The organism is Pseudomonas sp. AU12215, from assembly GCF_001675465.2.
Lineage (GTDB): Bacteria > Pseudomonadota > Gammaproteobacteria > Pseudomonadales > Pseudomonadaceae > Pseudomonas > Pseudomonas nitroreducens.
Map to the genome: position 1 here is coordinate 1 of NZ_MACM02000185.1, position 12,021 is coordinate 12,021.

Below are 12,021 nucleotides of genomic sequence, written 5' to 3' on the forward strand. Positions count from 1 at the left end.
CACCGCCGGTGCGCGCAAGCTGATCAACGTGGCCGACGGCACCGTGGCCGCCGACAGCCAGGAGGCCGTGAATGGTGGCCAGCTGTTCAACACCAATCAGCGGGTCGAGCAGAACGCTACGGATATCGCCGGCAACACGGCCTCGATCGGTGACCTGAATACCCGTACCACCCAGAACACCGCTGATATCGCCGGCAACACGGTGGCGATCAGCGGCCTGGATGGCCGTGTCACCCAGAACACCACGGATATCAGTGGCATCAACACCACCCTCGCCAGCATGAGCGGCACGCTGTCCGATGCCCTGGTCTACGACTCGGCAGCGCACGACAAGGTGACTCTCGGGAGTACCGGCAAGAGCGTCCAGTTGACCAACGTCAAGGCCGGCCAGTTGTCCGAAGACAGCACCGATGCGGTCAACGGTGCGCAGCTGTTCGATACCAACAACAAGGTCGCCGTGATCGACGGTCGCGTCACCGGCCTGGAAAGCAGCGTCAACAACATCGTCAGCGGCGGTGGCATCAAGTACTTCCACACCTCGTCGAGTCTGGCCGATTCGGTGGCCAGCGGCGCCAATGCGATCGCCGTCGGCGGCAATGCCAAGGCCAGCGGCGACGGTTCGGTCGCGCTGGGTGAGGCCGCCGAAGCTTCGGCCAAGGGCAGCGTGGCGCTGGGGCAGGGGGCGAGCGACGGCGGTCGCGGTGCGCCGGCCGAGGCCTACGTCGGGCAGTATTCGGGAGCGAGCAACGACAAGGTCGTGGGCACGGTATCCGTCGGTAATGCTGCAACTGGCGAGACCCGCACCATCAGTAACGTGGCTGATGCCCAGGAAGCCGGCGACGCCGTCAACCTGCGTCAGCTGGATGGGGCAGTGGCTGCATCGAAGTCCTACACCGATAGCCGGGTCGAAGGGATCGCCGGGAGCGTCGCCAATGTCGATGAGAGTATCGCCAAGGTCGACAACCGGGTTACTCAGGTCGAAGACAGCGTCAGCAGTATGGGCGCGGTGAACAATACCGCGAAGCTGCAGAAGCCGACCGCCACCGGTACCAACGCTGTCGCTGTCGCCCCGGGGGCGGAGGCCTCGGGTGCCAGCAGCACGGCGGTGGGCTCCAACGCCAAGGCCAAAGGCAGGAACTCGGTGGCCGTCGGCGCCAACTCGGTAGCCGAGCGCGACAACAGTGTCGCCGTCGGTAGCGCCGGTAACGAGCGCCAGATCACCCACGTGGCGGCAGGCGTGGAGCGTACCGACGCCGTCAACGTCGGCCAGGTGGAGGATGCGCTGGGCAGCCTTGCGGGGCAGACCAACTCGCAGTTCAACAGCCTGCGCAATGATCTGAAGGAGCAGGACGACCGCCTGAGTGCCGGCATCGCCGGTGCCATCGCCATCGCCAGCCTGCCGCAACCGATGAGCAACGGCGGTAGCACCACCGCCGCCGGTATTGGCAACTTCAATGGCCAGTCGGCCGTGTCGGTGGGCGTATCGCACGTCTCCAACGACGGCAAGTGGACGACCAAGGTCGGCGGTAGCGTCGATACCCAGAGCAACTTCTCCCTCGGTGCGGGGGTGGGTTACAACTGGTAAATCGGCGGATCCTTCCCGCTGGAAACTCGGCGGGAGGGATCCTTGCAGGAAGCTCGAAAGAATGACGGGGCGCTCAGGCGCCTCGTTTTCTTGTCTGTTTTCACAGGGCTCCGGCTCTGCGGCAATACGCTGCCCCGACCATTGACAGCTGAACCCTTCTTGCACGCGGTATACGCCGGTTGGTAGCCTTCCCCATCTGAAAAAACCAGCAGGGCTGGGTATGGCGATCCGGGTTGTCGAAGCACAAGAAGTAGATCAGCAGCGAATAGCCATTCCTGGTTGGGAACAGCAGTACACGCAGATGTCCGCCGGGCGCTTCGCCGGGCGCATCCTGCATGCCGAGGTCGAGGGGATCGAACTCTACGAGGAGCAGATGAACCTGCGCGTGGAGCAGGAATTCCATGCCCCGCCCGGTGCGCTGGTGTTCAGCTTCGACATGTCCGACAACGCGCTCTACCTGCTCGACGGGGAAACCCGCAACGCCTGGGTCACCCCGGAGAACTACCGCGAGGTGGCGGTGGTGATCAAGGAGTCCGCGCATTGGGGCCAGCCGGCGGATGCCTTCGCCGACCTGGTGCTGACGCCGCTGCGCTCGGGCCACTGCCAGTCGGTGGCAACCTCGCTGAGCAACCTCCTGACCGGCGCGACGACGGGCGATGACCCGATGGATGCACCGGGCGTGGCGCAGAGCATCGTGTCCAACTGTTTCTCGCTGCTGTGCGAGGCGCCCCTGGATGGCGAGCGTCGCGCGCGCTCCATCGTCCAGGCCAAGCGCGTGGTGCAGCGGGTCAAGGAAGTGGTGAACGACTGCCCCGACGAGCAGTTCGGCATGGCCGACCTCGCCGCCAAGGCGGGCGTCTCGCCACGCACGCTGCAGCAGTCGTTCCTGCATTACGCCGGTATCCCGCCCATCGTCTGGCTGCGCAACCGCCGCCTGAACGCCGCGCGCCGCGACCTGCTGGCTGCCGCCGAATCCGGCATGACCGTGGCCGAGGTGGCGATGAAATGGTCGTTCTGGCACCTGGGGCGGTTTTCCCAGTCCTATTTCGCGCTGTTCGGCGAGTATCCGAAGACGACGGCCAAACTGGGCGGCCGGGCCTGATCCCATTGCCTGCAACGCAGCGGTAGCTGAGCCATCGCGGACGGTGGTCCCACGGCCGAGACGTGCAAAGATCACAGAAAAAGCCCCCGAATCGGGGGCTTTTCGTTTACAGCAGCGCGATTGATCAGCCGATCAGCTCGCGCACCCGATACCACGCCATGCCCAACGCCAGCAGGGGCGAACGCAGCAGCTTGCCGCCGGGGAAGGTCAGGTGGGGGACGGCGCTGAACAGGTCCAACCCCTTGCTCTCGCCCTGGTGGATGGCTTCGGCGAGCAGTTTGGCCGACCAGTGCGTGACGTTCAGTCCGTGGCCGGAATAGCCCTGGGCGAAGTACACATTGGGATGGGCCTTGAGCCGCCCGACCTGCGGGAAACGATTGGCGGTGATGCCGATCATGCCGCCCCACTGGTAGTCGAGCTTCACCTGTTGCAGCTGGGGGAACACCTTGAGCACCTTCGGCCGCATGTAGGCGCCGATGTCCGCCGGGTCGCGCCCGGAGTAGTGGCAGGCGCCACCGAACAGCAAGCGGCGATCGGCCGTCAGGCGGTAGTAGTCCAGCCCCACCTTCTGGTCGCACAGCGCCATGTTCTGCGGGATCAACTGAGCCGCCAGTTCCTCGGACAGCGGCTCGGTGGCCACCACGTAGCTGCCGGCAGGCAGCACCTTGCCCGTCAGCTTTGGTTCCAGCTCCTCCAGGTGCGCATTGCAGCCGAGTACCAGCGTGTTCGCCAGCACGCGGCCCTGGGCGCAGTGAACGACGGCGGTTGCACCGTGCTCGATGCGCAGCACCGGGCTCTGCTCGAATATCTGCGCGCCGAAGGACTTGGCCGCCCGGGCCTCGCCCTTCACCAGATCGAGCGGGTGCAGGTGGCCCGAGCCCATGTCGATGTGCCCGCCCGCGTAGCAGTCGCTGGCGACCACTTCGCGCATGCGTTCCGGCGGTACCAGCCGGGTCTCGTGCGGGTAATCCGAAGCGCTCAGCGATTCCTGCTCGCGGACCATGGCGGCATATTGCGCCGGGGTATTGGCCAGCTCGCAGAAGCCCCAGCGCAGGTCGCACTCGATGGCAAGCTCGCGGATGCGTTCGGCGACCAGGGCCACCGAATCGACACCTGCCTGCTCCAGATACCGCACGCCTTCCTCGCCGACGTACTTGGCGAAGCCTCTGACGTCATGGCCGATGCCACGGATCAGTTGCCCGCCATTGCGCCCACTGGCGCCCCAGCCGATGCGCCGGGCTTCCAGCAGCACCACGGAGTGGCCACGCCGGGCCAGCTCCAGGGCTGCGTTCACGCCGGTGAAGCCGCCGCCGATCACGCAGACGTCTGCCCGCACATCCCCGGTGAGGGAAGGGTACTGCTGACGGTCGCGGGCGGTCGCGGCGTAATAGGACGCGGCGTGCTCCTCGGTGTGCTTCATGGGACTTTCTCGCATCATTGGTTGAACTTGATCTTGCTCCAGCTGCGGGTCATCAGGCGCATGATCTTGGGCGGCGGCGCCTTGGCGATGTACAGCTTGTCGAGCACGGCCTGGCTCGGGTAGACCTCGGGGTTGTTCTGCATTTCCTCGGGCAGCAGGGTCTTGGCGTCAGCGTTGGCGCTGGGGTAGCCGACGTACTCGCTGATGCCGGCGATCACCTTCGGATCGAGGATGTAGTTGATGAACGCCAGGGCCTGTTCCGGATGGGTCGCATCCGAGGGAATCGCCATCAGGTCGAACCACAGGTTCGCGCCTTCCTTGGGAATGCTGTAGGCGATCTCGATGCCGTTCTTCGCTTCCTTGGCCCGTGCGGCGGCCTGGAACACGTCGCCGGAGTAGCCGAAGGCCACGCAGATGTTGCCGTTGGCCAGGTCCGAGATGTACTTCGAGGAGTGGAAGTAAGTGACGTACGGACGCACCGCCACCAGCTTGGCCTCGGCCTTCGGGTAGTCCGCCGGGTTGGTGCTGTTGGGGTCCAGGCCCAGGTAGTTGAGCACCGAGGGGATCATCTCGTCGGGCGAGTCCATGAAGGCCACGCCGCACGTGCTGAGCTTCTTGATGTTCTCCGGCTCGAACAGCACAGACCATGAATCGATCTTGTCGACGCCCAGTACCTGCTTGACCTTGGCGACGTTGTAGCCGATGCCGTTGGTGCCCCACAGGTAGGGTACCGAATGCTTGTTGCCCGGGTCGTTCTGTTCCAGCAGCTTGAGCAGCGTCGGGTCCAGGTGCTTCCAGTTCGGCAGCTGGCTGCGGTCGAGTTCGAGGAACACGCCGGCCTGCACCTGGCGGGTCAGGAAGTGGTTGGACGGCACCACCACGTCGTAGCCCGAGCGGCCCGCCAGCAGCTTGCCTTCCAGGGTCTCGTTGGAGTCGAAGACGTCGTACACCGGCTTGATCCCGGTGGTCTTCTGGAAGCCGGCGAGGGTGTCCGGAGCGATGTAGTCGGTCCAGTTGTAGATGCTGACCGTCGGTTCAGCGTGTGCGGCCGAGGCAATGGCTGCCAGGGCGAAGGGCGCAAGGGTGCGCAGCAGTCTCATGGGGACTCCCGAATTGTTGTTGTGAAGTCGGTTGAGAAGGGTCAGACGCTCAGCAGGAGGAACTCACGCTCCCAGGAGCTGATCACCCGCTTGAAGTTCTCGTGCTCGGTGCGCTTCACCGCCACGTAGCCCTGCACGAACTTCTCGCCGAGGAATTCCTTGAGCACGGCGCAGTCTTCCATCTGCTGCAGTGCGTCCTCGATGGTGATCGGCAGGCGCAGGTTGCGGCGCTCGTAGGCGCGGCCCTGGACGGCGGCGCTGGGGTTGATCTGCTCGATCATGCCCAGGTAGCCGCAGAGCAGGCTGGCGGCCAGCGCCAGGTAGGGGTTGGCATCGGCGCCCGGCAGGCGGTTTTCCACGCGCATGGCGATCGGCGGGGCGGCGGGGACCCGCAGGCCCACGGTGCGGTTCTCTTCGCCCCATTCGACGTTCACCGGCGCGGAGGTGTCCGGCAGGAAGCGGCGGAAGGAGTTCACGTTCGGCGCGAACATCGGCAGCACTTTCGGGATGTACTTCTGCAGGCCGCCGATGTAGTGCAGGAACAGCTGGCTCATGGAGCCGTCTTCAGCGGCGAAGATGTTCTTGCCGGTGGCGATGTCCAGCACGCTCTGGTGAATGTGCATGGCGCTGCCGGGCTCGTCGGTGATCGGCTTGGCCATGAAGGTGGCGCTGACGTCATGCTTGAGTGCGGCCTCGCGCATGGTGCGTTTGAACACGATGATCTGGTCGGCCAGGCTCAGCGCGTCGCCGTGACGGAAGTTGATTTCCATCTGCGCCGGGCCGTCCTCGTGGATCAGCGTATCGAGGTCCAGGCCCTGCAGTTCGCACCAGTCGTAGACGTCCTCGAACAGCGGGTCGAATTCGTTGGCGGCATCGATGGAGAAGCTCTGGCGGCCGCTTTCCGGGCGGCCCGAACGGCCCACGGGGGCTTCCAGCGGGAAGTCCGGGTCGCTGCTGCGCTTGGTCAGGTAGAACTCCATCTCCGGCGCCACCACCGGGCTCCAGCCCTTGTCGGCGTAGAGCTTGAGTACGCGCTTGAGGACGTTGCGCGGGGACAGTTCGATGGGGTTGCCGACCTTGTCGAAGGTGTCGTGGATGACCATCGCGGTCGGCTCCAGCGCCCAGGGCACCAGGAAGATGGCGTCCGGGTCGGGCTTGCAGACCATGTCGATGTCCGCTTCGTCGAGCAGGTCGTAATAGACGTCGTCATCGACGAAATCGCCGGTGACCGTCTGCAGCAGAACACTTTCGGGGAGACGCATGCCCCCCTCGCCGAGGAACTTGTTGGTGGGAGAAATCTTGCCGCGGGCGATGCCGGTGAGATCGCTCACCACGCATTCGACTTCGGTGATTTTCTGTTGCTTCAGCCGTTGCTCCAGTTGCTCGGCGGGGGTGGTCATACAAGCCTCGGTTTTGATTTTGTAATGGATGCACGCACAGCATCTTGCTGCCAGGCGAGACTAGTGTCGGCTGGAGGCGGGAGTGTGTTCTATCCACTTTCCGCAAGGCTTGGGAATCGCTGCAAAAAAGCGCCTGCTTCCAATGCAGAAAGCCCCGGACGCCGTGGCGACCGGGGCTGCTGGTGTAAAAGGAGCGGTTCGGGAATCAGACCCCGGACTTGATCCGGCTCCAGTCGCGGGTGATCAGGCGCAGGATCGATGGGCTCGGCGGCAGGCTGACATACATGCCCTTGACCAGTTCGGCATTCGGGTAGACCGCCGGGTTCTCGCGGACCTTCTGGTCCATCAGCGCCTTGGCCGGCACGTTGGCGTTGGCGTAGTGCAGGTAGTCGCTGGTCCTGGCGATCACGTCCGGGCGCATCAGGTAGTTGATGAATGCGTGGGCGCCCTCGGGGTTGCGTGCATCCTTGGGGATGGCCAGGTTGTCGAACCAGATGTTGGTGCCTTCCTTCGGCACGCTGTATTCCACCCGCACCGAACCGCCAGCTTCCTGGGCGCTCTTCTGCGCCTGCAGCACGTCGCCGGAGAAGCCGATGGCCACGCAGACGTTGCCGTTGGCGAGATCGGCGATGTACTTGGTCGAGCTGAAGTAGGTCACCGAGGGCTTGAGGCTTTCCAGCAGCCTGGTGCCCGCCTCGTAGTCCGCCGGGTTGTTGCTGTTCGGGTCCTTGCCCAGGTAGTGCAGGGCCAGCGGCAGGATCTTCGCCGGCGAGTCGAGGAAGGCCACGCCGCAGCCCTTGAGTTTGGCGAGGTTCTCCGGCTTGAACACCAGGTCCCAGGAGTCCAGCGGCGCGTCGGCGCCCAGCGCGGCCTTGACCTTGGCCGGGTTGTAGCCCACGCCGACGGTGCCCCAGAGGTAAGGCACGGCGAAGCGGTTGCCGGGGTCGGACAGGGCGACGCGGGCCAGCAGGTCGGGGTCGAGGTTCTTGCGGTTGGGCAGCAGCGCGTCGTCCAGCGGGCGGTAGACGCCAGCCTTGAGCTGGCGGGCGAGGAAGTCCGCCGAGGGCACCACCACGTCGAAGCCCGAATGCCCGGTGAGCAGCTTGGCTTCCAGCACTTCGTCGGACTCGAAGGCGTCGAGCACCACCCTGATCCCGGTTTCGTTCTGGAAGTCCTGCAGCACGGTCGGCCCGATGTAGTCGGCCCAGTTGGCGAAATGCACTTCCTGCGGCGCCGCCATTACCGGCAACGCGACACCGGCCAGCAGGCCGGCCAGACAACCCAAAGCACGCTTGTTCATCTTCACTCCTGAGGGCGCCGGCTTGCGCAGCGCCCATGCGATCGGCAGGTGGGAATCGGGCCTTGTTCTGTTGTTTTCGGCCCTGGCCGAAAACTAGGCGTGGCGCGGTTTGGCGTCGTTCTTCCGTGCACGGGCGGAATCGGCGATGCTGCTGCGGACCCGCGGCACTGTGCAGCGCGATACTCGCGCCCTACGCTGCGGGCCTGGGCGGAGGGAAAACCATGTATGAAGAAACCGAGCGCACCCGCGAAGTGGTCACGCGCTACCACCAGTGCTGGATGAATCGCGATGTCGAAGGCGTGCTGGCGATGTTCCATCCGCAGGTGCAGTACTGCGACTTCTACAACGACCTGGAAATCCCCGCCAGCGAACTGCCCGGCTACATCCGCACGGCCATGCCGCGCAGCCCGCAGCATCACATCGAGCATATCGACCAGATCCGTGCCGATGGCGACACCGCGTTCATCCAGTACCGCTCGCGCCTGACCCTGCGGCGCAGCAGCCGGCTGGCCTCGTTCCGCGCCAGCGAGGCGATCACCGTGCGCGATGGGCTGATCTGGCGTGTCCATGAGTACGCCACGCCCGTGCGCGAGCAGCGCGAGGAGGGCGTCAAGGACCAGCGCCGCCTCGGTCTGAACTCCGCGCAGGTGGGGAAGATGCTGCTGGATATCGAGTCCTACTTCGGCAGCGCCCATCCCTATCTCGATCCGGAGATGGACCTGGAGCGCCTGGCACGGGCCACCGGCTACACGCGCAACCAGATTTCCTATCTGCTCAACCAGGTGCTCGGGCAGAGCTTTTACCGCTACCTGAACCAGGCGCGCATCGGCCACCTGCTGGAGCGCCTGCGCAAGGAGCCGGCGGCGCGCATCGACGAACTGGCGTTCGCGGTGGGCTTCAATTCGTTGTCGGTGTTCTACCGCTGCTTCCGCGAGCACACCGGGCAGCCGCCGCGTGCGTACCTGGCGGCCATGCAGGAGGGAGGCCCGGCCTGACGCAGGCGTCAGGCCGGGCTCGGTCAGAGGACCGCGTCGAGCAGCCGGTACCAGGCGATACCGACGCCGAGATAGAGGCGCTGCAGCCCGTGGAAGGGGATCGGCCGCACCGGCGTGACCGGGAAGGGGAAGTCCTTCTCGCGCTCCAGCAGGCGCTCTGCCAGGTGGCGGCCCAGGGCGGAAGCCATGGCAATGCCGCGGCCGTTGTAGCCTAGCAGGATGCTCAGGTTCGGCGCCGGTTCGTGCAGCCGCGGCATGAAGTCCGGCGTCAGCGCCACGCGGCCACTCCACTGGTACTCGAACTCGACCTCGGCCAGCTGCGGGAACAGTCCCAGCAGCGAACGCTTCAGATGCAGCCAGTCACCGGGCGAGCGCGGCTCGGCGAACGGGCCGCGGCCACCCAGCAAGAGCCGGCCGCGGGCGTCCTGCTTGAAGTACAGCAGCAGGCGACGCGCATCCGAGCAGACCTCGCCACCCGGCAGCACGCTGCGCCGCAGGTTCTCCGGCAGGGGTTTGGTGGCGACGATGAAGCTGTTGGCGGCGATCACCGTCTGCCGCAGCTTCGGCCACAGGTCGTCGGTATAACCGTTGGTGGCGAGGACAACGCGCTCGGCAGTCACGCTGTGCCCGGTGGACGTGCTGAGCTGCCAGCCGCTGCCGTGGCTGCGCAGCCCGGTCACGCGGTTGTGGCCGTGAATCGCGGCACCTTCGGCCAGCGCGGCGCGAGCCAGGCCACGCACGTAGCTCAGCGGCTGCACGCTGCCGGCGCGCGGGTCGACCCAGGCGCCGAGGTAGTCGTTGCTGCCGATGCGTTGGGCGACGCTGCTCTTGTCGAGCATCTCCACCGGCACGCCGCGCTGGCGCCACTGCTCGGCGCGTTTTTCGATGGCGCGCAGGGCGGCCGGGGAGGCGGCCGGTTGAATCCAGCCCTTGCGGGTGGCTTCGCAGTCGATGTCGTAGCGGCGGATCAGCGCGAAGACTTCATCGGCAGCGCCCCCGGCAACTTCGATCAGGCGCTCGGCCTTGTCGCCGCCGAACATCCGGCGCAGGTCGTCGGGGTCAGGCTTGAGGCCGGGAATCACTTGCCCGCCGTTGCGCCCGGAAGCGCCCCAGCCGGGCTCGCCGGCGTCCAGCACGCAGACGCGCACGCCATTGCGGGCCAGGTGCAGCGCCGTGACCAGGCCGGTGTAGCCGGCGCCGACGATGGCGACGTCGACCTGCTTGTCTTCAGCCAGCGCCGGTGTTGCCGGGCCGGCGTTCGCGGTGGCCGCCCAGAGCGAGGGCGGCAGTGCCAGGGGCTGGGCGTTCATGCCTGGCCTCCGTCGGTGTTGAGCAGGCGGCGGAGGAATTCCTGGGTGCGCGGCTGGCTCGGCGCGCCGAGCACGTCCTTGGCCGCGCCTTCCTCGACGATGCGCCCGCCATAGAGGAAGCACACCTTGTCCGCCACTTCTCGGGCGAAGCCCATCTCGTGGGTGACCACGACCATGGTCATGCCTTCGTCGGCGAGCTTGCGCATCACCGCCAGCACCTCACCGACCAGCTCCGGGTCCAGCGCCGAGGTCGGTTCATCGAAGAGGATTGCCTTGGGCCGCATGGCCAGGGCGCGGGCGATGGCGACGCGCTGCTGCTGGCCGCCGGAGAGTTCGTCCGGGTAGGCATCCATGCGATGGCTCAGGCCGACTTTTTCCAGCAGCGCGCGGGCGTGCTCGCGGGCCTCGCCCGGGCGTTCCTTCTTCACGTACACCGGGCCTTCCATCACGTTCTGCAGCGCGGTGCGGTGGGGGAACAGGTTGAAGCGCTGGAAGACCATCGCCACCTGGGTGCGGATCTCGTGGATGGAGTTGGCGTGGCGGTCGACACGCTCCTGGCCCACGAGAATGTCGCCACCCTCGTAGGTCTCCAGGCCGTTGATGCAGCGCAGCAGGGTGGACTTGCCCGAGCCGGACGGGCCGATCAGGCACACCACCTGGCCGCTCTCCACGGACAGGTCGATGCCTTCGAGGACACGGGTGCTGCCGTAGCTTTTGTGCAGCGACTGGATGCGGATCATGCTTTCTTCCTCGTGGCGATGCGCGCTTCGAGGCGGCGCAGGGCGTACGACAGCGGCAGGCTCAGGGCCAGGTAGAGCAGGGCCACCAGGGTGTAGACGGTCATGTTCTCGAAGGTCGAGGAGGCGATCAGCTGGCCGGCGCGGGTCATCTCGGCCACGGTGATGGTGGACACCAGCGAGGAGTCCTTGAGCATCATCACCAGGGTGTTGCCGTAGGGCGGCAGGGCGATGCGGAAGGCCTGCGGCAGCACCACCCGGCGCATGATCATCGGGCCGCGCATGCCGAGGGATTCGGCGGCTTCGATCTGCCCCTGCTGGATAGCCTGGATGCCGGCGCGGAAGTTCTCCGCCTGGTACGCCGAATAGGCGATGCCCAGGCCGATGATGCCGGCCTGCATGGCGCTGAGCTGCACGCCGAAGTCCGGCAGCACGAAGTAGATGTAGAACAGCTGCACGATGATCGGCAGGCCGCGGATCACGTTGACCACGGAGATGCCGAATAGCGCCACGGCGCGAATCTTCGACACCATCATCAGGGCGAAGGCCAGGCCGATGAGCGAGCTGAGCAGGAACGACGCAATCGTGACCTGCACGGTGACCACCGCGCCACTCAGGAGAATGGGCAGGAAGTCCAGAGCATTCTGGAGAAACATGGGAAGTGTCCGTGAGCGTAAATCAGAGAGCGCCCGTGGCCGGGCGCAGGAGGCGCGCGAGAAGGGCGACCGTCAGTCCAGGTGCCACTTGTCGATGATGCCGGCGAGGGTGCCGTCGGCCTTGATGCTGGCGATGCCCTTGTTCACCTGGGCGAGCAGAGCCGGATCGCCCTGGCGCAGGATCAGGCAGACCTCGCCCTTGATCTGCGGCTGGTAGCTGTCCACCAGGCGCACCTTCTTCAGGCTGCCCTTGGCCATCTGGTAGGCGAGGATCGGGTGGTCGCCGAAGCCGGCCTTGATGCGCCCCAGGGCCAGGTCGCGGGTGAGGTCGGCGAGGGAGTCGTAGCCGCGCACTTCCTTGAAGTTCTGGCTGCCGTACCGGTCGCCGGGCTCGATGCCGTGCTGGTAGCCGTTGA

The 12,021-nt window shown here is 66.0% G+C and carries 11 protein-coding genes; 3 read left to right on the forward strand and 8 right to left on the reverse strand.

The annotated features are described in order from the left end of the window. Both A9513_RS32340 and A9513_RS32345 read left to right on the forward strand, forming a co-directional pair. On the forward strand, window positions 1-1,585 hold a 1,585-nt coding region (locus A9513_RS32340; RefSeq protein WP_065086470.1), incomplete at its 5' end, for a YadA family autotransporter adhesin. Window positions 1,586-1,805: 220 nt separating this feature from the next. Beyond that, window positions 1,806-2,687 carry a helix-turn-helix domain-containing protein gene (locus A9513_RS32345; protein WP_024767287.1) on the forward strand — a complete coding sequence of 294 codons (882 nt, stop codon included), beginning with the start codon at window positions 1,806-1,808 and terminating at the stop codon, window positions 2,685-2,687. Window positions 2,688-2,811: 124 nt separating this feature from the next. Here A9513_RS32345 and A9513_RS32350 read toward each other — a convergent pair whose 3' ends face one another. The 4 genes from A9513_RS32350 to A9513_RS32365 form a co-directional block, all read right to left on the reverse strand. Continuing rightward, window positions 2,812-4,107 (reverse strand): FAD-binding oxidoreductase, encoded by a 1,296-nt coding sequence (locus A9513_RS32350; protein ID WP_065086471.1) that lies wholly within the window; start codon window positions 4,105-4,107, stop codon window positions 2,812-2,814. Window positions 4,108-4,121: 14 nt separating this feature from the next. Further along, a complete protein-coding gene (locus A9513_RS32355) occupies window positions 4,122-5,207 on the reverse strand; it encodes a polyamine ABC transporter substrate-binding protein (RefSeq protein ID WP_024767285.1) in 1,086 nt (361 codons plus the stop codon). A 41-nt stretch (window positions 5,208-5,248) separates the two neighbouring features. Then, window positions 5,249-6,607, reverse strand: coding sequence for a glutamine synthetase family protein (locus tag A9513_RS32360; protein ID WP_065086472.1), 1,359 nt, complete (start codon window positions 6,605-6,607; stop codon window positions 5,249-5,251). 205 nt (window positions 6,608-6,812) lie between these two features. Next, window positions 6,813-7,907, reverse strand: coding sequence for a polyamine ABC transporter substrate-binding protein (locus A9513_RS32365; RefSeq protein WP_065086473.1), 1,095 nt, complete (start codon window positions 7,905-7,907; stop codon window positions 6,813-6,815). A gap of 221 nt (window positions 7,908-8,128) precedes the next feature. On the opposite strand from A9513_RS32365, the gene A9513_RS32370 reads away from it, so the two are divergent. Beyond that, complete coding sequence (locus A9513_RS32370; protein WP_065086474.1) at window positions 8,129-8,902, forward strand: nuclear transport factor 2 family protein; 774 nt, start codon at window positions 8,129-8,131, stop codon at window positions 8,900-8,902. Window positions 8,903-8,925: 23 nt separating this feature from the next. Here the strand turns inward: A9513_RS32370 and A9513_RS32375 are convergent, their stop codons facing one another. The 4 genes from A9513_RS32375 to A9513_RS32390 form a co-directional block, all read right to left on the reverse strand. Continuing rightward, the gene (locus A9513_RS32375) at window positions 8,926-10,212 is read right to left on the reverse strand and encodes an FAD-binding oxidoreductase (protein WP_065086475.1); all 1,287 of its coding nucleotides are present in this window, start codon (window positions 10,210-10,212) and stop codon (window positions 8,926-8,928) included. Continuing rightward, the gene (locus A9513_RS32380; protein ID WP_024767240.1) at window positions 10,209-10,952 is read right to left on the reverse strand and encodes an amino acid ABC transporter ATP-binding protein; all 744 of its coding nucleotides are present in this window, start codon (window positions 10,950-10,952) and stop codon (window positions 10,209-10,211) included. Before A9513_RS32380 ends, A9513_RS32375 begins: the two co-directional genes overlap by 4 nt. After that, window positions 10,949-11,605, reverse strand: coding sequence for an amino acid ABC transporter permease (locus tag A9513_RS32385; protein ID WP_038803618.1), 657 nt, complete (start codon window positions 11,603-11,605; stop codon window positions 10,949-10,951). Before A9513_RS32385 ends, A9513_RS32380 begins: the two co-directional genes overlap by 4 nt. 72 nt (window positions 11,606-11,677) lie before the next feature. Further along, a partial coding sequence (locus A9513_RS32390; RefSeq protein ID WP_141678564.1) for an ABC transporter substrate-binding protein occupies window positions 11,678-12,021 on the reverse strand: 344 nt, incomplete at its 5' end.

Coding starts and splice junctions, on each gene's coding strand:
- A9513_RS32345 (WP_024767287.1), top strand. CDS start 1,806: ATGGCGATCCGGGTTGTCGAAGCACAAGAAGTAGATCAGCAGCGAATA.
- A9513_RS32350 (WP_065086471.1), bottom strand. CDS start 4,107: ATGAAGCACACCGAGGAGCACGCCGCGTCCTATTACGCCGCGACCGCC.
- A9513_RS32355 (WP_024767285.1), bottom strand. CDS start 5,207: ATGAGACTGCTGCGCACCCTTGCGCCCTTCGCCCTGGCAGCCATTGCC.
- A9513_RS32360 (WP_065086472.1), bottom strand. CDS start 6,607: ATGACCACCCCCGCCGAGCAACTGGAGCAACGGCTGAAGCAACAGAAA.
- A9513_RS32365 (WP_065086473.1), bottom strand. CDS start 7,907: ATGAACAAGCGTGCTTTGGGTTGTCTGGCCGGCCTGCTGGCCGGTGTC.
- A9513_RS32370 (WP_065086474.1), top strand. CDS start 8,129: ATGTATGAAGAAACCGAGCGCACCCGCGAAGTGGTCACGCGCTACCAC.
- A9513_RS32375 (WP_065086475.1), bottom strand. CDS start 10,212: ATGAACGCCCAGCCCCTGGCACTGCCGCCCTCGCTCTGGGCGGCCACC.
- A9513_RS32380 (WP_024767240.1), bottom strand. CDS start 10,952: ATGATCCGCATCCAGTCGCTGCACAAAAGCTACGGCAGCACCCGTGTC.
- A9513_RS32385 (WP_038803618.1), bottom strand. CDS start 11,605: ATGTTTCTCCAGAATGCTCTGGACTTCCTGCCCATTCTCCTGAGTGGC.